Origin of the sequence: Burkholderia sp. USMB20 (assembly GCF_000949135.2) — a bacterium.
Lineage (GTDB): Bacteria > Pseudomonadota > Gammaproteobacteria > Burkholderiales > Burkholderiaceae > Burkholderia.
In genome coordinates, this window is record NZ_JTAN02000012.1 from 37,268 (window position 1) to 59,647 (window position 22,380).

Annotated in this window: 14 protein-coding genes and 2 pseudogenes; 11 read left to right on the forward strand and 5 right to left on the reverse strand. The window is 69.2% G+C overall.

What is annotated here, in order from left to right; all coding sequences use genetic code 11:
* Positions 1 to 19: 19 nt before the first annotated feature.
* Positions 20 to 304 carry a hypothetical protein gene (locus tag PL79_RS13325; RefSeq protein ID WP_044846158.1) on the reverse strand — a complete coding sequence of 95 codons (285 nt, stop codon included), beginning with the start codon at positions 302 to 304 and terminating at the stop codon, positions 20 to 22.
* Between the two features lie 559 nt (positions 305 to 863).
* Here PL79_RS13325 and PL79_RS13330 point away from each other — a divergent pair.
* The 3 genes and pseudogenes from PL79_RS13330 to PL79_RS13340 all read left to right on the forward strand — a co-directional run bounded on the left by PL79_RS13330 (position 864) and on the right by PL79_RS13340 (position 4,855).
* On the forward strand, positions 864 to 1,616 hold the full coding sequence (locus tag PL79_RS13330) for a (2Fe-2S)-binding protein (RefSeq protein WP_044846159.1): 753 nt from the start codon (positions 864 to 866) through the stop codon (positions 1,614 to 1,616).
* A 17-nt stretch (positions 1,617 to 1,633) separates the two neighbouring features.
* Positions 1,634 to 2,635 (forward strand): FAD binding domain-containing protein, encoded by a 1,002-nt coding sequence (locus PL79_RS13335; RefSeq protein ID WP_044846160.1) that lies wholly within the window; start codon positions 1,634 to 1,636, stop codon positions 2,633 to 2,635.
* Positions 2,632 to 4,855, forward strand: a pseudogene (locus PL79_RS13340) (xanthine dehydrogenase family protein molybdopterin-binding subunit). The gene PL79_RS13335 and the pseudogene PL79_RS13340 overlap by 4 nt, the downstream one beginning before the upstream one ends.
* 15 nt (positions 4,856 to 4,870) lie before the next feature.
* Here PL79_RS13340 and PL79_RS13345 read toward each other — a convergent pair.
* Positions 4,871 to 5,518: pseudogene (locus PL79_RS13345) on the reverse strand (LysR substrate-binding domain-containing protein); the annotation flags it as partial.
* Between the two features lie 330 nt (positions 5,519 to 5,848).
* Between PL79_RS13345 and PL79_RS13350 the strand changes: the two are divergent.
* Complete coding sequence (locus PL79_RS13350; protein WP_044846162.1) at positions 5,849 to 8,050, forward strand: TonB-dependent receptor; 2,202 nt, start codon at positions 5,849 to 5,851, stop codon at positions 8,048 to 8,050.
* 55 nt (positions 8,051 to 8,105) lie between these two features.
* On the opposite strand, the gene PL79_RS13355 is transcribed toward PL79_RS13350, so the two are convergent.
* A complete protein-coding gene (locus PL79_RS13355; RefSeq protein WP_044846163.1) occupies positions 8,106 to 9,380 on the reverse strand; it encodes an MFS transporter in 1,275 nt (424 codons plus the stop codon).
* Positions 9,381 to 9,487: 107 nt separating this feature from the next.
* Here PL79_RS13355 and PL79_RS13360 point away from each other — a divergent pair, with 107 nt between their 5' ends.
* From PL79_RS13360 to PL79_RS13370, 3 genes are all read left to right on the forward strand, one after another.
* Complete coding sequence (locus tag PL79_RS13360) at positions 9,488 to 10,534, forward strand: LysR substrate-binding domain-containing protein (protein WP_044846203.1); 1,047 nt, start codon at positions 9,488 to 9,490, stop codon at positions 10,532 to 10,534.
* 69 nt (positions 10,535 to 10,603) lie between these two features.
* Positions 10,604 to 10,858 carry a type II toxin-antitoxin system Phd/YefM family antitoxin gene (locus PL79_RS13365; RefSeq protein WP_052664711.1) on the forward strand — a complete coding sequence of 85 codons (255 nt, stop codon included), beginning with the start codon at positions 10,604 to 10,606 and terminating at the stop codon, positions 10,856 to 10,858.
* Positions 10,858 to 11,238: a type II toxin-antitoxin system VapC family toxin gene (locus PL79_RS13370; RefSeq protein WP_044846165.1), complete on the forward strand. Its 381-nt coding sequence runs from the start codon at positions 10,858 to 10,860 to the stop codon at positions 11,236 to 11,238. Before PL79_RS13365 ends, PL79_RS13370 begins: the two co-directional genes overlap by 1 nt.
* A 21-nt stretch (positions 11,239 to 11,259) precedes the next feature.
* Here PL79_RS13370 and dapA read toward each other — a convergent pair whose 3' ends face one another.
* A complete protein-coding gene (dapA, locus tag PL79_RS13375) occupies positions 11,260 to 12,153 on the reverse strand; it encodes a 4-hydroxy-tetrahydrodipicolinate synthase (protein WP_044846166.1) in 894 nt (297 codons plus the stop codon).
* Between the two features lie 452 nt (positions 12,154 to 12,605).
* Between dapA and PL79_RS13385 the strand changes: the two genes are divergently transcribed.
* Both PL79_RS13385 and PL79_RS13395 read left to right on the forward strand, forming a co-directional pair.
* On the forward strand, positions 12,606 to 13,625 hold the full coding sequence (locus tag PL79_RS13385; protein ID WP_044846167.1) for a sulfate ABC transporter substrate-binding protein: 1,020 nt from the start codon (positions 12,606 to 12,608) through the stop codon (positions 13,623 to 13,625).
* Between the two features lie 220 nt (positions 13,626 to 13,845).
* Entirely contained in the window at positions 13,846 to 14,814 is a 969-nt protein-coding gene (locus PL79_RS13395) for an ion channel (RefSeq protein WP_044846168.1), read from the forward strand.
* Between the two features lie 74 nt (positions 14,815 to 14,888).
* Here the strand turns inward: PL79_RS13395 and PL79_RS13400 are convergent, their stop codons facing one another.
* A complete protein-coding gene (locus tag PL79_RS13400) occupies positions 14,889 to 15,503 on the reverse strand; it encodes a glutathione S-transferase family protein (RefSeq protein WP_044846169.1) in 615 nt (204 codons plus the stop codon).
* Positions 15,504 to 15,966: 463 nt separating this feature from the next.
* On the opposite strand from PL79_RS13400, the gene PL79_RS13405 reads away from it, so the two are divergent.
* Together PL79_RS13405 and PL79_RS13410 are read left to right on the forward strand one after the other, a co-directional pair.
* A complete protein-coding gene (locus tag PL79_RS13405) occupies positions 15,967 to 16,524 on the forward strand; it encodes a sugar O-acetyltransferase (RefSeq protein WP_044846170.1) in 558 nt (185 codons plus the stop codon).
* 2,266 nt (positions 16,525 to 18,790) lie between these two features.
* On the forward strand, positions 18,791 to 22,363 hold the full coding sequence (locus PL79_RS13410) for an indolepyruvate ferredoxin oxidoreductase family protein (RefSeq protein WP_044846171.1): 3,573 nt from the start codon (positions 18,791 to 18,793) through the stop codon (positions 22,361 to 22,363).
* Positions 22,364 to 22,380 lie beyond the last annotated feature (17 nt).

Genomic DNA, 22,380 nt, shown 5'->3' on the forward strand with positions numbered 1-22,380 from the left:
ACCAACAGGAACGGCGGGATCAGTGCGGCGACGATGCGGCGACGCTTGACGCGCCCGCGTTCGTCGCGGGCTTTGCGTCGTCGTCATCGTCGGGCGGGTAGTGGACGACGGGCGGCGCGAGCGGCGCGGCATCGGACGCGGCGGCTTTCGCGCCCGCGCCGCTGTTGAACGCGCTCGCGGCGCCGGACGATGCGCCGGCCTGTTGCGAGGCGTCGGTTGCGTGCGCGTCGTGCGGCGCGTCGTCGCTGCAGGCGGCGGCGAAGGCGGCGGCACATAGAACGACGACGAGGGCAACACGACGCATCACTTCTCTCCTGGCAGGCGGATCGGGAAACGTTTTCGAGTATGCCCGTGCGATGCGACGATTCGGTGAATCGTTTGCGACCGGCGCGTGATCGCGAACGGCTTTCGTGATGCTGACCATATGCTTTCACGGCGGCGGAGCCGGGTCGACCCGCCGAATTTTCATGGCGGATGTAGTGGCCGCGCGCATTTACACGCGCGTGCAACGCAACGAACCATGTACGCGATGCGACGTGTCGTGCACGGCGGTGCGGACGCTTTTGGCCAGCGTCGGTCGATGTGTCGCCCGCGCCACTGCCGAATGCGTGTTTTTTACCGCATCGACAGCCGGCGGTCAGCCACGCGCCAGCGTAGCGGCACGCACGTGACAGGAGCGGCAACCGATACCTGCGTGCGGTCCGTTCGCAACGCATGAACGCAATCTGCCCGGCGCAGGCGAAGACCCGTGTCGGCTTGCGGCACCGGAATTGCTCGCAGCGCCGATGCACGCGCTGTCCCGCGCGGCCAACCGGGCACGGGCGGCGTATCCGCATCCATCAACCAGGGAGCGAGCAGAAGCCATGTCCAGCGATCGACCCATCCCCCCGTCCACCGGACCCGCAAGCGATGCTGCCCCGTCGCCGCTCGCGGCCGGCCATGCGGCGTCGCCGCCGTTGCCGCACGATACGCCGTCCAGCGCCGCACGGCGCCGCTTTCTGCAATCGGCGGCGGCCGCGACCGTCGGCGCCGCATCGCACGTTCATCCGCAGCAGCCGCACACGACATCCACGCCTGCGGCGACACATCGCGATACGGTCCCGGCGCGGCCCGTGCGGCTCGACATCAACGGGCGCGAATACACGCTGCAGCTCGAACCGCGCGTCACGCTGCTCGACGCGCTGCGCGAATACGCGGGCCTCACCGGCACCAAGAAAGGCTGCGACCGCGGGCAATGCGGCGCGTGCACGGTGCTCGTCGACGGGCGGCGCATCAACGCGTGCCTGACGCTCGCGGTGATGCACGAAGGCGAGCGGATCACGACCGTCGAGGGGCTCGCGCGCGGCGGCGTGCTGAGCCCGATGCAGCGTGCGTTCGTCGATCACGATGCATTCCAGTGCGGCTACTGCACGCCCGGCCAGCTGTGTTCTGCGACCGCGCTGCTCGACGAGTTTTCGGCGGGCGCGGCGAGCGCCGTCACCGACGACGTGCGACGCCGGCCCGCACAACTGTCGGACGACGAGATCCGCGAGCGCATGAGCGGCAATCTGTGCCGCTGCGGTGCGTACCCGAACATCGTCGCCGCCGTGCGCGCCGCGCACGCGGCGAACGGCTAGCGCGGGAGGACCCGGCCATGGAAGCGATCTCCTACGAACGGGCAACCGACGTCGCGGGCGCCGTGCGGGCGGCGCAGCGGCCGGGCGCGGCCTTCATCGGCGGCGGCACGAACCTGCTGGACCTGATGAAGGGCGGCGTCGCGCGGCCCGTCACGCTCATCGACATCACGCGCATCGCGGGCCTCGATACGGTCGACGCGTTGCCGGATGGCGGACTGCGTATCGGTGCGCTCGTGCGCAACAGCGATGCGGCCGCTCATCCGCGTATTCGCGCGGACTATCCGCTGCTGTCGCTGGCGCTGCTCGCCGGCGCGTCCGCGCAATTGCGCAACATGGCGACCGTCGGCGGCAACCTGATGCAGCGCACGCGCTGCCCGTATTTCTACGATCCCGCGTTCGCGCAATGCAACAAGCGCGAGCCGGGCAGCGGCTGCGCGGCGATCGGCGGGCACAACCGGATGCACGCGATTCTCGGCGCCAGCCAGCAGTGCGTCGCGGTGAACCCGTCGGACATGAGCGTCGCGCTCGCGGCGCTCGACGCGGTCGTACAGGTGAGCGGCCCACGCGGCGCGCGGCAGATTCCGTTCGCGTCGTTTCACCGGTTGCCCGGCGATCGGCCCGATCTCGACACGACGCTCGAACCGGGCGAACTGATTACGTCGGTGGATCTGCCGCCGCCGCGCTTTGCGGACCATGCGCACTACCTGAAGGTGCGCGACCGCGCGAGTTACGCGTTCGCGCTGGTCGCGGTGGCCGCCGCGTTGCGGCTGGACGGTGCGCAGGTGACGGAGGCGCGCATCGCGCTCGGCGGCGTGGCGCACAAGCCGCTGCGCGCGACGGCCGCGGAACGGCATCTCGTCGGCCGCGCGCCGACGGATGCGGCGCTGCGCGAGGCGGCTGCGCTCGCGTTGCGCGACGCGCGGCCGCTCGACGGCAATCGATTCAAGGTCGCGCTCGCGCAGCGCGCGATCGTCCGTGCGGTGCATGCGGCCGCTGGCACGACGGGAGATGCGGCATGAACACGGTGACCGGACAGCCGCTCGACCGTGTCGACGGCGTACTCAAAGTGACGGGCGGCGCGCGCTATGCGGCCGAATTCGCCGATACGCGCCTCGCGCACGCGGTGCTCGTGACGAGCACGATCGCAGCGGGGCGCATCGAATCGATTGACGCGGCACGCGCACGCGCGATGCCGGCGTGCTGCTCGTGATGACGCACGAGAACGCGATGCGGTTGCCCAACGGCGGCCGCACGCCGCTGTCGCCCCGGCCGGCGCCGGCTCACGCTGTTGCAGGACGACACGGTGCGCTACAGCCAACGAACCTGTCGCGGTCGTCGTCGCCGAAAACGCTCGAGCAGGCGACCGACGCCGCGAATGCCGTGCAGGTGCGCTATCGCGCGAGCGATGCCACGCTCGATTTCGCGCGCGCGAAGCGCGGCGCGCGCGTGCCGCCGAAGCAGCAGGGGCGCGCGATGGACACGCAGCGCGGCGACGTCGATGCAGGCCTGCGCGAGGGCGCGGTGCGCATCGACGCCACCTACACGACGCCGATGCAGCATCACAACCCGCTCGAGCCGCACGCGACGATGGCGCACTGGGACGGCCCGACGCTCACGCTGCACGACGCGACGCAGGGCGTGTCGGGCGCCAGCACGGCGGTGGCCGCGGTGTTCGGCATCGCGCCGGAGCAGGTGCGCGTGATCTCGCCGTTCCTCGGCGGCGGCTTCGGCTGCAAGGGATCGTCGTGGTCGCACGTGTCGTTGTGCGCGATGGCCGCGCGCCAGGTGGGGCGCCCGGTGCGCCTTGCGCTGACGCGGCCGCAGATGTTCGGCCCGGTCGGCGGCCGCCCGTTCACCGAGCAGCGCGTCGTGCTGGCCGCGCGCGCCGACGGCACGCTGACCGCGCTGCGCCACGACTCGATCGTCACCACGTCGACGTTCGAGGACTGGACGGAGATGTGCGGGATGCCGTCGCGGATCATGTATGCAGTGCCGAACCAGGCGACCACGCACCGGATCGTGTCGCTGAACGTCGGCACGCCGACGTTCATGCGCGCGCCCGGCGAGGCGTCCGGTTCGTTCGCGCTGGAATCGGCGATGGACGAGCTCGCGTGGCGGCTCGGCATGGATCCGGTCGCGCTGCGGCTCGCGAATTACGCGGAGGTCGACCCGGAGGATGGCAAGCCGTGGTCGAGCAACAAGCTGCGCGAGTGCTACCAGGCCGGCGCGCAACGCTTCGGCTGGTCGCGGCGCACCGGCGGGCCGCGCACGATGCGCGACGGCGACACGCTGGTCGGTCTCGGGATGGCCGCCGCGACGTATCCGGCGAATCGCAGCGAGGCGTCTGCGCGTGCGCGCATCCTGCCGGACGGCACGGCCGAAGTCGCGTCGGGCACGCAGGACATCGGCACCGGCACCTACACGGTCATGACCCAAGTCGCCGCCGACGCGCTCGGCTTCGCGCCGCAGAACGTGCGCTTCGTGCTCGGCGATTCGAGCCTGCCGCGCGCGCCGGTGTCGGGCGGTTCGCAATCGGCGGCGAGCGTCGCGCCGGCCGTGCGTGACGCCGCGCTGCGGGCGCGCGCGATGCTGATCGCGCTGGCGATCGCCGATTCGGGCTCGCCGCTGCACGGCGTCGCGGCGGACGACGTGACGGTCGACGACGGCTGGCTCGTGCATCGCGGCGAGCCGTCGCGGCGCGATCCGGCCGCCGCGGTGATCGCGCGGCGGGCGGACGGCCGCTCGAAGCGCAGGCGACCGCGAAGCCGGGCGACGAGAAGTCGCGCTATGCATCTCATTCGTTCGGCGCGGTGTTCGCCGAAGTACACGTCGATGCCGAACTCGGCACGATCCGGGTGCCGCGCATCGTCGGCGTGTACAGCGTCGGCAGCCTGCTGAATGCGAAGACCGCACGCAGCCAGCTGATCGGCGGGATGGTGTGGGGGCTCGGCACCGCGCTCGAGGAAGGCTCGTTCCTCGACGTGCGGCATGGCCGCTTCACGAATGCGAACCTCGCCGAATATCACGTACCCGTGAACGCGGATATCGGCGATCTCGACGTGAGCTTCGTCGACGAGCGCGACACGCATTTCAACCCGCTCGGCATCCGCGGCATCGGCGAAATAGGCATCACGGGCGTGCCGGCGGCGATCGCGAATGCGATCTATCACGCAACGGGCGTGCGCGTGCGCGATCTGCCGATCACGCTCGACAAGGTGGCGATGCCGACGCGCGCGTGAGCGTCAGCCGCAGCGTCAGCGGCGCGGCGTTCTGCGCCGCGCTTCGCTGCGCAGCCAGTCGAGCCACGTGCGGATCGCCGCTTCCTGCGGATGGCCGGGGCGCCATACGACGTAGTGCGCATACACGTCGGTCACGCGCACCGTCGATACGCGCACGAGCGTGCCGTCCGCGAGCTCGGGCTCGATCAGCGAGCGGCGCGCGAGTGCGACGCCACGCCCTTTCAGCGTCGCGTCGATCAGCGCATTCGCATCGGTGAAACGCGGCGCGCGAGCGGATTCGGTGAGGTCGAGCCGCGCAGCCTGGAGCCACGGTTCCCATGGCTGCGCGGGATGGCGCAGCAACGTCGCGCGCACGAGATCGGCCGGCACGCGCGGCGCAATGCCGTCGCGATTGCGGTACGCGGGGCTCGCGACCGGGAAGATCGTCTCGTTCATCAGCTTTTCGGCGACGACGCCCGGCCAGCTGCCGGGCCCGTAGCGCAGCGCGACGTCGATGCGGTCGCGCTTGCGCAGCGGCGCGAGCGCCACGTCCGGGTGCAGCGCGATCGCGATGTGCGGATGCGCGGCGGTGAAGCGCGGCAGGCGTGGTGCGAGCCAGCGCTCGGCGACACTCGGCAGCACGCTGACGTTCAGCGTCACGTCGCAGGTACGCGGCCGGCCGCGCGGCGCGCGCTGGCGCGCGAGGCGGCCTGACGGATGCGCGGGCGCCGTGGGGCGTGCTGCGCCCGCGTGTGACGAACGGCTGCCATTTCACGGTGCCGCGCATCGGTGGCGTGTACAGTCGGCGGCCTCCGGAACGCGAAGACCGCACGCAGCCAGCTGTCGCACGCTCCGTGCGAATGATCGAGACGCCACACTGCGTCATGCTGGCCTGCGCCATGCCCGCGTCGTTCGACGATTCATTCGGATCCCGAAGTTCGTACGTGTCCAATTGCCACGTCGACTCCATTTCTATTGAATGAGAACCATTCTCGTTAATGGGGTGGAGTGAACATGAGTCGTTGCATTCTGTCGAGCGCGACGCCGCCGCGTCGCGCGACCGCGTCCGTTGCGTTCGCAATGGTGACCTGTGCCGCCGCGCCTGCGTGCGCGGAAGAGGACGAGCCGCGCCACGCGCCGCACCTGAGCCCGATCTTCGTCCACGGCAATCGCGACGCCGGTACGCGCGTCGACCGGTCGGGTTCCGCCAAATACGCGACGCCGCTGCTCGACGTGCCGCAGACGATCACCGTCGTGCCGCGCGCGGTGCTCGACGAACAGCAGGCGCTGAGCCTGCGCGACGCGCTGTCGAACGTCGCGGGCATCACGTTCAACGCGGGAGAGGGCGGCGGCGGGTCGGGCGACATGTTCAATATCCGCGGCTTCGGCGCGAACGCGAATATGCAGCTCGACGGGTTGCGCGACAGTGCGCAGAACAATCGCAGCGACCTGTTCAACATCGAGGCGGTCGAGGTGATCAAGGGGCCGAACTCGGTATTCGGCGGCGCGGGCACGACGGGCGGCTCGGTGAACCTGATCAGCAAGACGCCGAAAGCCGGCGCGCTCACGGAGGCCGGCACGATGCTCGGAACGTCCGGCTACCGCCGCGTGACGCTCGATGCGAACCGGCCGGTGCCCGGCACCGAAGGCCGGGCCGCGTTCCGCCTGAACGCGATGGCGCATGTGAACGACGTGCCGGGCCGCAACGACATCCGCAAGCGCCGCTGGGGCGTCGCGCCGTCGCTCGCATTTGGCCTCGGCACGCCGACGCGCGTCACGCTCGGCTATTTTCACCAGTACGACAACAACCTGCCCGACTACGGGCTGCCTGCGCACAACGGCCAGGTGCTGGCCGGCATGTCGCGCGACCGCTATTTCGGCTGGCGCAATCTGGATCGCGAACGGATCGCTGCGGATGCCGTCACCGTGAAGGCCGAGCACGACGTGTCGTCCAGCCTGAAGGTGCAGAACCTGAGCCGCTACGCGCACCTGAATCGCGATACGGTGATTTCGGGAGCGCGCGTGAGCCTGGAAGGGCTGCCGCCCGGGCGTTACAAGCCGGCCGGGCCGCAAGGCTACGGCCGCGACGCGTCGACCGCGATGTGGGCGAACCAGACGAACGTGACGAGCACGTTCACGACGTTCGGCGTCGGGCATACGCTCGTCACGGGCTTCGAGATCTCGCGCGAAACGTACGGCCGCACGACCTATTCGTACGGGCTCAACCGGTTCTACCCAGCCGACGGCTTTGCGCTCGCGGCGCCGCCCGGCGTGTGGCGCGGCCCGGCGCAGCGCGAGGACAGTGCCCGCCAGGACACCGCGCTGGTCGTGAAGGCGCTGTACGCGTTCGACACGATCTCGGTCGGCCGCCACTGGGACATCGACGTCGGGCTGCGGCATGACTGGATCGACGGCTGGGCGAAAGGGGCCGCGGCCGGCAAGCCCGCCGAGCGCGCGGACAGTTCCGACCGTCACCTGAGCACGCGCGCGGGGCTCGTGTTCAAGCCGACCGACAACGGTCGCGCGTATTTCGCGTATGGCACGTCGTTCAACCCGTCCGCCGAATTTCTCGTGACCTCCGGCTCCGGCGTGAGCGCGGCGACCGGTGCGCTCGCGCCCGAGAAGAACGAGAGTTTGGAGCTCGGCGCGAAATGGGAGGGGCTCGCGGGCGTCGCGCTGAACGGCGCGCTGTTCCAGACCGAAAAGAACAACGCGCGCGAACGCATGGCCGACGGCAGCTACGCGCTCGTGGGCCGGCAGCGCGTTCGCGGCATCGAGCTCGGGGCCGCGGGCAAGGTGACGCCGCAGTGGGACGTGTTCGCCAACTACACGTATCTCGCGAGCGTCACGCTCAGTTCACCGGCCACGCCGCGCCGCGACGGACAGGCGCTCGGCAACACGCCGCGGCACGCGTTCAACCTGTGGACGACCTATCGGTTGCCGGCCGGCTGGACGGTCGGCTACGGTTCGCACTTCGTCGGCCGGCGCAACGTGACGTCGCAAGGCGACGGCAAGCTCGGCGCGTACTGGGTGCACAACCTGATGGCGTCGTACGACGTGAGCCGCAGGCTGCGCTTCCAGCTGAACGTCGACAACCTGTTCGATCGCGCCTATGTCGAACGCGTGCGGCAGGTGGTGGGAAACGCATCGCAATCGTCGGCCGTCGAGTTCGGCGACGGCCGCTCGGCGATGCTGTCGGCCGTGTACAAGTTCTGAATGCCGCGCCATGCGGTCGGCAGGACGGGCGTCGCCGCTGGCGCCCGCTTGCTGGCTAGCGGGCAAACAACGGGTACGTTGCCGCCGCGATCAGCGCGGTCGCGAGCCACACCACGCTCCACGAGCTGACGGCGAGCAGCGGCGGAATCGCGAGCGGCGTCGCGAACAGCCCGAGATAGACGACCGTGTTCGCCATCCCGAGGGCGGTGCCTGCGTGGTTCGCGCCCGCGAGCGTCGCGAGTTCGGTGTACGCGACGCCGTGCCAGGCCGACACGCAGATGCCGGCGAACACGAGGATCGCGACGATCGCGGCGAGCGGCACGTGCGGGCTGCCGGCGGTCGCGGCCGCGAGCAGCGCGAACGATCCGGACGCGACGCAGACCGACCCGCGCAGGTACGCACGCCGGTTGCCGTGCCGGTCGGTATGGCGGCCGCTCCACACGCGCATCACCATCGCGCCCAACTGCAGCGCGACCATCGCCGCGCTGATGCCGGCGAGGCCGAGCCGGCCGAAATCGTGCAGGAACACGGTCGCGAACGTGAGTACCGCGAACTGCGGCGCACACAGCGCGCCGATGCCGAGCACGATGCGCCAGACGCGGCCGCTCGCGAGCGGACTGCGCGCGGGCGCGGCCGGCGGTTGCTGCCCGACGGCGCGGTTCGCGGCGGCGGGCGCGGTGGCCGCCGTGTCGGGCGGTTCGTGCAGCCAGCGCCACGTGAGCGCGGCCGATCCGGCACACAGCAGCATCAGCGCGCCGTACACCGCGGCAAAGCCCGCATGCGACGCGAGCGACGGCAGCAGCGCCGCGCCGACGCCGCCACCGAGCGGCACGGCCGTCTGGCGGATGCTCATCGCGAGCCCGCGTTCGCGCTCGCCGAACCAGCGCATCACCGCGCGTCCGCTCGAGCCGTTCACGCTGCCGCCGAGCAGGCCGACGCAGCCCATCGCCGCGACGACGCGCATGAGCGGCGGCACCGCGTGCGCGGCCGGGACGATCGTGGCCACCATCAGCGCCAGCATCGCGGCGGTCGCGACGAGGCCGGTGAGCAGTACGCGGCGATCGCCGAAGCGGTCGGCGGCGATCCCCCACGGCAGTTCGGACAGTGCGACGCCGAAGCCGAGCGCGCCGAGCACGAGGCCCAGCGCGCCGTTGTCGAGGTGATAGGCCGAGCGCATCCACACGGCGGTGGTCGGAATGCCCGCCGCGGCGGCGGAAAAGCTCATGTTCGCGGCGACGCCGGCCGCGAGCACGCGCCAGCGATGGGCCGGGCCGCGCGCGTCGCGCGCGGGCAAGGACAGGGACAGGGATGCTAGGCAGGAGGTATCCATGGCGACAGGGCCCGTGTGGAAATTGACATCGCCAGTGTGGCGACCTACATTCATCCTGAAAATCGGAAAGTTTTTGATGAATCGTTCGATAAAACGGGATGATTGAGATGTCCGGACAAGACCCTGCCCCCGGCGAGGCGTCGCTCGTGGCACCCGACGCCACGCTGGCCCGGCCGAACTTCGACGTCGCGGCGTTGCGCAGCCTGGTCGCGGGTGTGGATCTCGGCAGCTTCGCGAAGGCCGCCGATCGCGTCGCGCGTTCGTCGTCGGCGGTGAGCGCGCAGATCCGCAAGCTCGAGGAGCAGGCCGGCACGCCGCTGTTCGTGAAGGCCGGCCGCGGGCTCGCGCTGACCGACGCCGGCGACGCGATGCTGCGCTATGCGCGGCGGATGATCGAGCTGAACGACGAAGCGGCCGCGGCCGTGCGCGGCGTGAATCTCGACGGCTGGGTGCGGGTCGGCCTTCAGGAGGACTTCGGCGAAGCGATCCTGCCCGACGTGCTCGGGCGTTTCGCGCGTGCGCATCCGAAGGTGAGGATCGAGGCGCGCGTCGCGCGCAATGCCGAGTTGCTCGAGCGGCTCGACGCGAACCAGCTCGATCTCGCGCTCGTGTGGGGCGACCCGGCGTCGGCGGCGCTGGTGTCGCGCGCGGGCATCGACAGCGACGCGATCGCGCAGGTGCCGATGCAGTGGATCGCGGCGGGCGGCGCGAGCGGTTTCGGCGTGCCGGACGCGGACGGACCGGCGGATGCGGTCGACGACGGCGCCGCGCGTCTGCGTGCGATGCGCGCATCGGGCGAGCCGTTGCCGCTCGTCGTGTTCGACCGGCCGTGCCGCTTCTTCGGCGCGGCGACCGATGCGCTCGACCGCGCGGGCGTGCCGTGGCGCGTCGCGTTCACGACGCCGAGCCTGGCCGGGCTGTGGGCGGCGGCGGCGGCCGGCCTCGGGCTGACCGTGCGCTCGCACTACGGGCTGCCCGCGTCGGTGCGTGTGCTCGACGCGGTGTCGTCCGGGCTGCCGGCACTGCCGGGCCTGCCGCTGATGCTGCTGCGGCGGACGTCGTCGGCGACGCCGACCGTCGAGCGGCTCGCGCGGATCGTCACGCAGGCGGTGCGGGACGCGACGCGAGGGGAGGCTGGAGCGCTGGCGGCGTGATGGCGATCGACACGCCTGCGCCCGGCTGGGCGTTCGGCCTATTGGAGGGACGCGGCGAATGTCGTGACAATGGTGGATCACTCAACGGAGGCCATCATGCAAGTTGCCACTGTCCCGGAAGCCGCGCTCGATCTTCAGCGGCTTCTCGATGCCGCGATCGCCGGCGAACGCGTCGTGATCATGCAGGACGGCAAGCAGTCGGTCCGGCTCGTGCCGCTCAAGCCGATTCATCCATTCGGCGCCCTCGAGGGCGAGATCTGGATTGCGGACGATTTCGATGCACCGCTTTCCGCCGAGGAGCTCGCGGCGTTCGAAGGTGAGTAATGCGGCTGCTGTTCGACACGCACATCTTTCTCTGGGCGGTGGCGAATGATCCGAAGTTGAGCGCTCGGGCGCGCAAGCTGATCGTCGCAGCCGACGAAGTGTTCATCAGCAGCGCGAGCATCTGGGAAGTCGCGATCAAGGCCGGGAAAGGGAAGCTGGACGTCGATGTGGATCGGTTGGTCGACAAACTGAACGCGAGCCAATATCGCGAACTGCCGGTTCGGGCCGCACATGGTGCGGCCGTACGTCATCTTCCCCATTACCATGGCGACCCATTCGACCGCTTGCTGGTCGCACAGGCCTGGTCCGAACCGATGCTGCTCATCACCGCCGACGGCCATCTTGCGCAGTATGGCGCGTCGCGGATTCTGACGGTCTGAAACAGTTTCGGGAGCGAAATCCTACGCTGCCGCGACCGTCTGCGTCGACGCCTCCAGCGCCGCGCACAGCTTGCCGAGCCTCTCCCGCAACCCCGCGCTCGCCGGCACGAACGGCAACCGCAGCCCGTCCTCGCACCACCCCTGCGCAGCCAGCACCGCCTTCACCGGCGCCGGATTCGGCTCGGCGAACAGCGCCGCGACGAGCGGCTGCAGCGCGACCGACAGCCGTCGCGCGTCGGCGAGCCGGCCGTCGCGCAGCAGCGCGTGGATGCGCACGTGCCATTCGGGCAGCACGTGCGCGCTGCTGGCGATCGCGCCATGCGCGCCGGCACACAGCGCGGCGAAGTTCTGGTTGTCGTCGCCGGAGAGGATCGCGAGCGGCGTCTCGTGCACGAGCCGGCTCAACCGGTCGAGCGTCCCGCCGCATTCCTTGATGCCCGCGACGCGCGGATCGCGCGCGAGCGCCTGCAGCGTCTCCAGTTCGACGTTCACGCCGGTGCGATACGGGATGTTGTAGACGAGGACCGGCAGGTCGGCCGCCTCGACGATCGCCTCGACGTGGCGGCGGATCCCGTCCTGCGTCGGCCGAACGTAGACGGGCGGCGTGACGAGCAGCCCGTCGGGCCGCAGCGCGGCGAGTTCGCGTGCGCGGGCGGCCGCGAAGTGCGTCGCGCTCGCGGTGAGCCCGACGACGATCGGCAGGTCGGGCACCGCATCGCGCAGCGTCGCGAACACGGCGTCCTGTTCGCGCGCGTCGAGCAGCACGCCTTCACCGGTCGTCGCGCCCGCGACGAACCCGGCGACGCCCGCCGCCGCATAGTGACGCGCGAGCCGCGCGAGCGCGCCGTGGTCGACCTCGCCGTCGTGGAACGGCGTGACGAGCGGCAGCCAGATACCTTCGAAACGTGTGTGCATGCAAAGCCTCATGGTGGAAACGGAGTGGGAAGGAACCGTTCCGCCGGCGGGGTGCCGGAGCGAGGCGTGCGAGCAAGGAGAAAGAAACGACCTGCGGGCATCCCGTCCGGCATTCGCCTGACGGGACGCGACGCCCCCGTCAGTCGAGGTGTCGTTTTTTCAGTTTCAGCCCGGCCGCGCGCGCGCCTGCCGCGATGGCGGCAAGGATCGACGGCGAACGCGGGGCAACGGACATGGATGAACCGTGAAAGGGGCTGAACGGCGATCTTAACACCGGATCCGGCGCGTACGCGAGCGACGCGCGCCGCTTAGCAGAATTAGAGATTTGCTTTCCACGACAGATTGGAAAGTGCGTCGCGCCCGGCCGTTAAAATGCCCGCTTACGTTTCGATGACAGCGCGTACGCGTGCCGTCACGCATATCCACCACCACTGGAAACGGGGCATATCACGATGGCAAGCATCAAGGGGATCGGCCGCTGGCTGCACACGGGCGCCGCGGCGGCGCTGGTCGTGGCGGCCACGGCCGCGCATGCGGACACGTCGATCCTGAACGTGTCGTACGACGTGACGCGCGAGCTGTACAAGGACATCAACACGAGCTTCGCCGCCGCCTACAAGCAGCAGACGGGTGAAACGGTGACGATCAAGCAGTCGCACGGCGCGTCGAGCGCGCAGGCGCTGTCGGTGTTGCAGGGGCTGCAGGCCGACGTCGTGACGATGAACCAGCCGAACGACATCGACCTGCTCGCCGAGCGCGGCCAGCTGCTGCCGAAGGACTGGCGCGCGCGCTTCCCCGACGGCAGCTCGCCGTACTCGACGACGATGGTGTTCCTCGTGCGCAAGGGCAATCCGAAGGCGATCAAGGACTGGAGCGATCTCGCGAAGCCGGGCGTGCAGGTGATCATCGCGAACCCGAAGACGTCGGGCAACGGTCGTTACGCGTACCTCGCCGCGTGGGGCTACCAGAAGCAGAAGGGCGCGACCGACCAGCAGGCGCTCGACTTCGAGAAGGCGATCTTCCGCAACGTGCCGGTGCTGGACTCCGGCGGCCGCGGCGCGACGACGACCTTCACGCAGCGCGGCATCGGCGACGTGCTCGTCACGTTCGAGAACGAAGTCGCGCTGATGGACACCGGCGCGTCGGGCGCGGAATTCGACGCCGTGTACCCGTCGGCGAGCATCCTCGCGGAGCCGCCCGTCGCCGTCGTCGACAAAGTCGTCGACAAGAAGGGCACGCGCAAGGTCGCGCAGGCGTATCTCGACTACCTGTACACGCCGCAGGCGCAGGAGATCATCGCGCAGCACCATCTGCGCCCGCGCGACGCGACCGTGCTGAAGAAGCATGCGGCCGAGTTCAAGCCGCTGAAGACGTTCAGCGTCGAGCAGGTTTTCGGCAGCTGGGCGAATGCGCAGAAGACCCACTTCGCCGACGGCGGCACGTTCGACCGCGTGATCGTCGACCGCAAGTAAGTTCGGCGGCAGGCCGCAAGCCGCAAGCCGCAAGCCGCAAGCCGCAAGCCGCAAGCCCCAGGCCGCGCCGCGAGCACGCCGAACGACCGCGAAGCCGGCCGCCCATGCGGCCGGCTTTTTTTCGCGCCGCACGCGCGAGCCCGCTCCGCATCGCTGCGCATTCCCGGCCGCCGCCCGCGCGTGCTACGCTCATCGCCTCCTTGCTCCAGGCCCTTGCGCGATGAACGTCGATTCGTCCTCCCCAGCCACCCGCGGCCGCGGCCGCAAGATCTGGTCGGGCACCCGCCCCGTGATCGCGTACGGGATGCCGCCGCTCGGCTGGCGCGACCTCTATCACCGCGCGCTGACGGTGAGCTGGCCCGTATTCTTCCTGTCGCTCGCGGTGCTGTTCCTGCTGCTCAACGGCGGCTTCGCGACGCTCTACCTGCTCGGCCACGCGCCGATCGCGAACCAGTCGCCGGCCGGGTTCGCCGGCGCGTTCTTCTTCAGCGTCGAGACACTCGCGACGGTCGGTTATGGCGACATGCATCCGCAGACCGTCTACGCGCACGTCGTCTCGACCTTCGAGATCTTCATCGGGATGTCGGGCATCGCGCTCGCGACCGGCCTCGTGTTCGCGCGCTTCTCGCGGCCGCAGGCGAAGATCCTGTTCGCGCGTTACGCGATCGTGCGTCCGCTGAACGGGCGGATGACGCTGATGGTGCGCGCCGCGAATGCGCGCCAGAACGTGATCGCCGAAGCGCAGGCGAAACTGCGGCTGATGCGCGTCGAAGGCACGCACGAGGGTTATATGCTGCGCAAGATCCACGACCTGCCGCTCGTGCGCAACGAGCATCCGATCTTCCTGCTCGGCTGGAACCTGATGCACGTGATCGACGAAACGAGCCCGCTGTTCGGCGAGACGGCCGAGTCGCTCGCCGCGCGCGACGCGTCGCTGCTGATCACGATCGAGGGCTCCGACGAGACGACCGCGCAAGTCATGCAGGCGCGCTACTCATGGACGCATGCGGAGATCCGCTGGCGTCACCGCTATGTCGACCTGATGCACGACGAAGGCGGCATCACGCACATCGACTACACGCATTTTCACGAAGTCGTGCCGGTCGACACCGATACGGACGAGCGCGGCTCGCCGGGCGTGGTGGTCGAGGCCGGCACGGCCGCGCATACGCCCGGGCCGGCTGCATGACGGCCGTGAACGGCGCGAACGGGCGCCGGCCTTCGGGCGCGGCTGCCGCGACGGAAGGCCGTGCCGTTCACGCGTCACGCATGCAGCAGGCGCGCCGCTTCGCGCTGTTCGACCGCGACCGCGCGGCGATGGCCGTCGCGATCCTCGGCGCGCGCGACGTAGTCGCCGAGCACGCCTTCGTGCGGCAGCAGGTGCGCGTCGAACGCGATCTTCAGCGTGCTGGCGAGCAGCAGGTCGGCCGCGGTGAAGTGATCGCCGACGAGCCAGCGGCTGTGGGCGAGCGTTTGTGCGAGCGCACGCTGCACGCGCGTGATGTTGCCCCAGCCGAAGGCGACCGGATTGCCCGACGCGCCGGTGAATTTCTCGGCCATCGCCGGCTCGAGGCAGGTGGGCGTGAAGAACATCCACTGCAGGAAGCGGCCGCGCAGCGGATCGTCCGGTGCAATGCCGAGCCCGGCGCCCGGGCAGCGATCGGCGAGATAGAGCAGCACGGCGCCGGATTCGGCGAATGGTTCGCTGCCGTCGTCGAGCGCGGGCAGCTTGGCCATCGGATTGACCTGGACGAACGCGTCGCTGCCCTGTTCGTGCGATCGCAAGTCGATCGGCACGAGCTCGTAGACGGCGCCGATTTCCTCCAGCATCCACAGCGCCCGGAATGCCCGGGTCTTCGGCCAGTAGTAGAGCTTCATCGCGCCTCCGCGTATGGGTGTGCGTGTCGGGTCGGTGGATGCTCAAGCGTACCCGAGCGGGAGAGGTTCGGACAGGGGCGGACGGCGAGAATGGCGGAGCCTGGCGCGGGCGCGTGTCGTGCGTGTCCGGGCGGATGCGGGCGGGTAGGGAATTTCCCGCAAAGCCTTGTATGGCGGAAGTTCATGAATTAACTAGTCATTAAAGAACTAGTTTGAGATTGACGTATGCGTGCTCGGCTGAAGCGGTCACGACCGTGCTGTTCCACGGCTTTGCAGCAGCGTCGTCGGCTGCCCGCACGAGCCCGGACGATGGCCGTCGGCGGGGCGCGAAACGTGGAAACCGGGTGACCCTGCGCGGGTCGACCGAATGACTGAATTCAAGGCGATGCGATCGTATTCGGCGAGTCAGGCGCTGCGTGATGCGCGGCGTGCCGGTTCGAGCGCGCACGGAGAACGGCAACGAATGGCGAACGACGATCGCACCACGATCATTCCCCGGCGCACGCCGGAATCGGCCGCGATGCGCGCCGAGCTCGAGCGGACGATGGCGATCACCGCGCGGCTCAACCGTCTGACGTTCGACGATGCGGACGACGTCCGGACATTGTTCGGAGAACTGATCGGAAGGGCGATGGACGACGGTTTTCTGCTGATCCCGCCGTTTTATGCGACGGGCGGCGCCGATACGCGGATCGGCCGCAACGTGTTCATCAACCAGAACTGCACGTTCTATGACCTCGGCGGCCTCGACATCGGCGACGACGTGATGATCGGGCCGAACGTCAGTCTCATCACGTCGGGCCATCCGGTCGAGCCGTCCCGCCGGCGCGACGCCGTCGTCGCCCGGCCGATCGTGATCGGGAGCAACGTGTGGATCGGCGCGGGTGCGACGATCATCGGCGGCGTGACGGTCGGCGAGAACTCGGTTGTCGGCGCGGGTGCCGTCGTGAAGCGCGACGTCCCGCCGAATACGCTGGTTGGCGGAAACCCGGCGCGGATCATCCGTTCGATTGCCGAGTGACGGCGCTTGCGGGCGCCGTCCGCTTCGGCGCGGATGTGGACAACCGGGTTTCCGCCCACTCGAAACGCTGTGGATTCGAACGGTGAGCGTGCGTCCGGAGGCCGAATTTGCGGGGCTTTCCGGCATCCGGCGCCGATCGCGGGCAGGTGCGTGAACCGACGTTGCCGCAGCGCCCGCGATGAATTTTTTCGCCGCGTCGGTTGTGGATATCCCGGCCTCGAAACCACTCGGCAGACTGTGCATTTCACCGGTGAGTGCGGCCGGATGCGCGATGCAGGGTGTGGACAACCGGGAATCGCGACGACGAAAAATGCTGTGCCTTTGACCGGTGAGCGCCGCCGACCGATCGCGCGTGAGACTTGCCTGGTGCGGACTTCCGGGCGTCGCACGAAATCCGGAGCGCCGCGCATTCTAACGGCGAGTGCGGATCGGCGATAGAGCCGCGCACGCATCGCGGTGTGGATAACCTGCCGGGGAATTCACTCGAAGCGCTGTGTATTTCAATGGTGCGCGTCGGTACCCGGACGGGCCAGGTGTCGACTTGCGTGCCCGTTCCCGATCTTCGACGCGGCTTCGGGGTCGCGCATTCTAACCGCACACGCGATCGCGCGTGCCATTCGCGTGCTTGCCGCGATGTGGATATCCGGTCGCCTAAAGCAGTCGACGTGCTGTGTCTTTCGGTGGAGAGGGCGCGCGCGTGCTGCTCTGCCGCGTCGGTGCGACTGCGGATGCGTGGGCTTCGGCGTGGTTTGCATGTGCTGCCGGTCACGCCTGAATCGGCGCTTTCGTGCGACACCGTGCCTTCGCTCACCATCGAATTTCACAGTGTTCCGAGTGGTCGCGGGTCGAGCTATCCACACCCGAATCGGCACCCTCGTTCGACTGCCGTGCCGTCGCTCACCGTCGAATTTCATAGGGTTCCGAGTGGTCGCGGATCGAGCTATCCACACCCGAATCGGTACCCTCGTTCGACTGCCGTGCCGTCGCTCACCGTCGAATTTCACAGTGTTCCGAGTGGTCGCGGATCGAGCTATCCGCGCCCGAATCGGCGTCCTCGTTCGACTGCTGTGCTGTCGCTCACCGTTGAATTTCACAGCGTTCCGAGTGGTCGTGGATCGAGCTGTCCACACCCGAATCGGCACCCTCGTTCGACTGCCGTGCCGTCGCTCACCGTTGCAAGTCACAGCGTCTCGAGTGGTCGCGGATCGAACTATCCACACCCGAATCGGCACCCTCATTCGATCGCCGTGCCGTCACTCACCGTTGCAAATCACGGCGTTTGGCGTTGTCGTGGGGCGGCCTGTTCGCATCCGGATCAGCGCTCACCGTCGAAATGCACAGCGTTTCGAGTCGTCGCGGGTTGGGCTGTCCACCCCCGGATCGGCATCCTTGTTCGATTGCGTGCCGATGCTCATCATCGAAATTCACTGGATTTTCAGCGCCTGGTTGGGACGATATCCCACCCGTGCCGGCACCTCGTCCGGCGACGCGACTGCATGCGCCGATGAACGCCAAGGCCGTGCGGGCGCTTGCGGAGGCGGGCCCATCCACACTGAAGTGCGCTGTCCCGCGTCGCCCGGACGCTCCGAAACGTCGCGAGGGCGGACGGCGGTGTGGATATCGCGCTGCCGAATCGAATCGCAAACCTGTGCATCCCACAGGTGAGGACGAACGCCGCGTCGTCGGGGCAGGAATCCGACGGTGTGGATATCTCCCGCCAACATCGACTCGCCGCGCTGTGAATTTCGACGGTGAGCGTCGGCATCCGCTCGAACCGCGGACCGATCGAGGTGTGGACATCCGGCCTCCGGCTCGACTCGAAACCCTGTGCAACCGAATGGTGAGCGCGCGGGCCAGCCCGAAACGCAGCCCCGGCATTGTGGACATCCCACACCCGCGACCAATCCGAACGCTGTGCATTCGATGGGTGAGGGCTCGCCCGTTCCGCCACCCGAGCCCTTGCCGCACGGCCTGCGAGCGCCCGCCGCCGCGCCCGCGGTCCGCCTCCCGCGCATTCCGGCCTTTTCGAGGCAACCCGCCTGCCCACCCCGACACGCCCCGAACAGCCGCCCGCCACCCCGCGCGAAAAATCTCTCGATTTCCGACCGAAACCTGCGCAGTTTTTCTCGCTCCGGCGTCATCCGAGCAAGATGAGAAAAAACTTTCTCGTCTCCCCGCGAAAAAATAGAGCCATCCAGCCGCAGCCCGGCCGGCGTCGCCCGACGCCCCGTGCGCGGCCCAGAACACACAATCAGGAGACATCCCCATGACCGCCCGCCTGCCCGTCGACGGCACGCCCGCTCTATCCGACTACCGCCTGACCGACAACCTGACCGCCACGCGCGGCCGGATCTTCCTGACCGGCACGCAGGCGCTGGTCCGCCTGCTGCTGATGCAGCGCGCAGCCGATACCGCGCAGGGCCTGAACACGGCCGGCTTCGTCAGCGGCTACCGCGGCTCGCCGCTCGGGATGGTCGACCAGCAGCTGTGGAAGGCGAAGAAACTGCTCGACGGCAGCGGCGTGCGCTTCCTGCCCGCGATCAACGAGGAACTCGGCGGCACCGCCGTGCTCGGCACGCAGCGCGTCGAGGCGGACCCGGAGCGCACCGTCGATGGCGTGTACGCGATGTGGTACGGCAAGGGTCCCGGCGTCGACCGCGCCGGCGACGCGCTGAAGCACGGCAACGCATACGGTTCGTCGCCGCACGGCGGCGTGCTGGTGGTGGCCGGCGACGACCATGGCTGCGTGTCGTCGTCGATGCCGCACCAGAGCGACTTCGCGATGATCGCGTGGCACATGCCGGTCGTGAACCCGTCGAACATCGCCGACATGCTGGAGTTCGGCCTGTACGGCTGGGCGCTGTCGCGCTACTCGGGCGCATGGGTCGGCTTCAAGGCGATCTCGGAGACCGTCGAATCGGGCTCGACCGTCGATCTCGACGCGCTGCAGACGCAATGGCCGGCGCCGGCGGGCTTCACGCCGCCGGCGGGCGGCCTGCACAACCGCTGGCCCGACCTGCCGAGCCTCACGATCGAAGCGCGCCTCGCCGCGAAGCTGGACGCGGTGCGCCACTTCGCGCGCACCAACAGCATCGACAAATGGATCGCGCCGAGCGCGCACGCGAACGTCGGCATCGTCACGTGCGGCAAGGCGCACCTCGACCTGATGGAGGCGCTGCGCCGGCTCGACCTCACCGTCGCCGACCTGGAAGCGGCCGGCGTGCGGATCTACAAGGTCGGCCTGTCGTATCCGCTCGAGATGACACGGATCGAAACCTTCGTCGACGGCCTGTCGGAAGTGCTCGTCATCGAAGAGAAGGGTCCGGTGATCGAGCAGCAGATCAAGGACTACCTGTACAACCGCGCGGACGGTGCGCGCCCGCGCGTGCTCGGCAAGCACGACGCCGAAGGCGCGTGCCTGCTGTCCGAACTCGGCGAGCTGCGCCCGTCGCGGATCCTGCCGGTGTTCGCCACCTGGCTCGCGCGGCACAAGCCGGCGCTCGACCGGCGCGAGCGCGTCGTCGATCTCGTCGCGCCGCAGATCCTGTCGAACGAGGCGGACGCGGTGAAGCGCACGCCGTACTTCTGCTCAGGCTGCCCGCACAACACGTCGACGAAGGTGCCGGAAGGCTCGATCGCGCAGGCCGGCATCGGCTGCCACTTCATGGCGTCGTGGATGGAGCGCGACACGACGGGCCTGATCCAGATGGGCGGCGAGGGCGTCGACTGGGCCGCGCACGCGATGTTCACCAACACGAAGCACGTGTTCCAGAACCTCGGCGACGGCACCTACTTCCATTCAGGCATTCTCGCGATCCGCCAGGCGGTCGCCGCGAAAGCGAACATCACGTACAAGATCCTCTACAACGACGCAGTCGCGATGACGGGCGGCCAGCCGGTCGACGGCAGCATCTCGGTGCCGCAGATCGCGCGGCAGGTCGAGGCGGAAGGCGTGTCGCGCTTCGTCGTGGTGTCCGACGAACCGGAGAAGTACGACGGTCATCACGGGCTGTTCCCGAAGGGCACGACGTTCCATCACCGCAGCGAACTCGACGCGGTGCAGCGCGAGCTGCGCGAGACGCCGGGCGTCACCGTGCTGATCTACGACCAGACCTGCGCGGCCGAGAAGCGCCGCCGCCGCAAGAAGGGCGAATTCCCCGACCCGGACAAGCGGCTGTTCATCAACGACGCCGTATGCGAAGGCTGCGGCGACTGCGGCGTGCAGTCGAACTGCCTGTCGGTCGAGCCGCTCGAGACGCCGCTCGGCCGCAAGCGCCGCATCGACCAGTCGTCGTGCAACAAGGACTACTCGTGCGTGAACGGCTTCTGCCCGAGCTTCGTGACGGTCGAAGGCGCGGCGCTGAAGAAGGCCGCGGGCGCGGCGTTCGACGAAGCCGCGCTCGCCGTGCGCGTCGACGCGCTGCCGGTGCCCGCGACCCATCTCGACGCGGCGCCGTACGACATGCTGGTCACGGGCGTGGGCGGCACGGGCGTCGTGACGGTCGGCGCGCTGATCAGCATGGCCGCGCACCTCGAAGGCAAGAGCGCGTCGGTGCTCGACTTCATGGGCTTCGCGCAGAAGGGCGGCTCGGTGCTGTCGTTCGTGCGGATCGCGTCGAGCGACCGGTGGCTGAACCAGGTGCGCATCGACACGCAGCAGGCCGACGTGCTGCTCGCGTGCGACATGGTCGTCGGCGCGAGCGCCGAGGCGCTGCAGACGGTGCGCCACGAGCGCACGCGGATCGTGGTCAACACGCACCGGATTCCGAACGCGTCGTTCGTGCAGAACCCCGACGCGAACCTGCACGCGGATGCGCTGCTCGAAAAAATGCATCACGCGGCCGGCGACGGCTACCTGTCGAGCTGCGACGCGCAGGCGCTCGCCGCGAAATTCCTCGGCGACTCGATCGGCGCGAACATCCTGATGCTCGGCTACGCGTGGCAGCTCGGCCTCGTGCCGGTGTCGCTCGCCGCGATGATGCGCGCGATCGAGCTGAACAACGTCGCGGTGCCGATGAACAAGCTCGCGTTCGCGATCGGCCGGATGGCGGCCGGCGACGCGGCGGGCCTCGACGCATTGTGGAACGCGCGTCACGCGGTGGCCGTGCAGGCCGCGCCGGAGACGCTCGCCGAGCTGATCGCCGATCGCGAAGCGCGCCTCGACGCCTACGGCGGCGTGCGTTACGTCGAGCGCTACCGCGCACTGGTGAACGCGGCGCGCGCGAAGGGCGACGATGCGCTGACGCGCGCGGTCGCGACGACGTTCTACCGGTTACTCGCGGTGAAGGACGAATACGAGGTTGCCCGGCTGTATGCGGACGGCGCGTTCCGCACGGCGCTCGAAGCGCAGTTCGAAGGCGTGCCGGGGCAGGACTATCGCGTGAAGTTCAACCTGGCGCCGCCGACGGTCGCGAAGGCCGGCCGCGACGGCAGCGTGCCGAAGAAGCGCGTGTTCGGCCAGTGGATGTGGCCGGTGCTCGGCACGCTCGCGCGCGTGCGCAGCCTGCGCGGCACGTGGCTCGATCCGTTCGACCGCACGGCCGAGCGCCGGATGGAGCGCGCGCTCGCCGACGACTACGAAACCACGCTCACGCGCGCGCTCGCCGCGGTGACCGCCGGCAATGCGGCGCAGGTCGCGCAACTGGCAGATCTTCACGCTCGCGTGCGCGGCTTCGGTCACGTGAAGGTGCGCAACCTCGCGGGCGTGAAGCGTGCGGAGCGCGAGCTCGCGCTGCAGCTCGGCATCGACGCGGCGACGAGTGCGGCAGTGCAGCACGCGCTCGACGAGATGAAGGGCGCGGGAATGCTGAAGGGGATTCCGGTCGTCGTCGCGAAGTAACGCCGCGGCGGGCGGAT

Excerpts from the sequence above, each read along its gene's own strand:
- PL79_RS13325 (WP_044846158.1), bottom strand. The coding sequence starts at position 304 with ATGCGTCGTGTTGCCCTCGTCGTCGTTCTATGTGCCGCCGCCTTCGCC.
- PL79_RS13330 (WP_044846159.1), top strand. The coding sequence starts at position 864 with ATGTCCAGCGATCGACCCATCCCCCCGTCCACCGGACCCGCAAGCGAT.
- PL79_RS13335 (WP_044846160.1), top strand. The coding sequence starts at position 1,634 with ATGGAAGCGATCTCCTACGAACGGGCAACCGACGTCGCGGGCGCCGTG.
- PL79_RS13350 (WP_044846162.1), top strand. The coding sequence starts at position 5,849 with ATGAGTCGTTGCATTCTGTCGAGCGCGACGCCGCCGCGTCGCGCGACC.
- PL79_RS13355 (WP_044846163.1), bottom strand. The coding sequence starts at position 9,380 with ATGGATACCTCCTGCCTAGCATCCCTGTCCCTGTCCTTGCCCGCGCGC.
- PL79_RS13360 (WP_044846203.1), top strand. The coding sequence starts at position 9,488 with ATGTCCGGACAAGACCCTGCCCCCGGCGAGGCGTCGCTCGTGGCACCC.
- PL79_RS13365 (WP_052664711.1), top strand. The coding sequence starts at position 10,604 with ATGGTGGATCACTCAACGGAGGCCATCATGCAAGTTGCCACTGTCCCG.
- PL79_RS13370 (WP_044846165.1), top strand. The coding sequence starts at position 10,858 with ATGCGGCTGCTGTTCGACACGCACATCTTTCTCTGGGCGGTGGCGAAT.
- dapA (WP_044846166.1), bottom strand. The coding sequence starts at position 12,153 with ATGCACACACGTTTCGAAGGTATCTGGCTGCCGCTCGTCACGCCGTTC.
- PL79_RS13385 (WP_044846167.1), top strand. The coding sequence starts at position 12,606 with ATGGCAAGCATCAAGGGGATCGGCCGCTGGCTGCACACGGGCGCCGCG.
- PL79_RS13395 (WP_044846168.1), top strand. The coding sequence starts at position 13,846 with ATGAACGTCGATTCGTCCTCCCCAGCCACCCGCGGCCGCGGCCGCAAG.
- PL79_RS13400 (WP_044846169.1), bottom strand. The coding sequence starts at position 15,503 with ATGAAGCTCTACTACTGGCCGAAGACCCGGGCATTCCGGGCGCTGTGG.
- PL79_RS13405 (WP_044846170.1), top strand. The coding sequence starts at position 15,967 with ATGGCGAACGACGATCGCACCACGATCATTCCCCGGCGCACGCCGGAA.
- PL79_RS13410 (WP_044846171.1), top strand. The coding sequence starts at position 18,791 with ATGACCGCCCGCCTGCCCGTCGACGGCACGCCCGCTCTATCCGACTAC.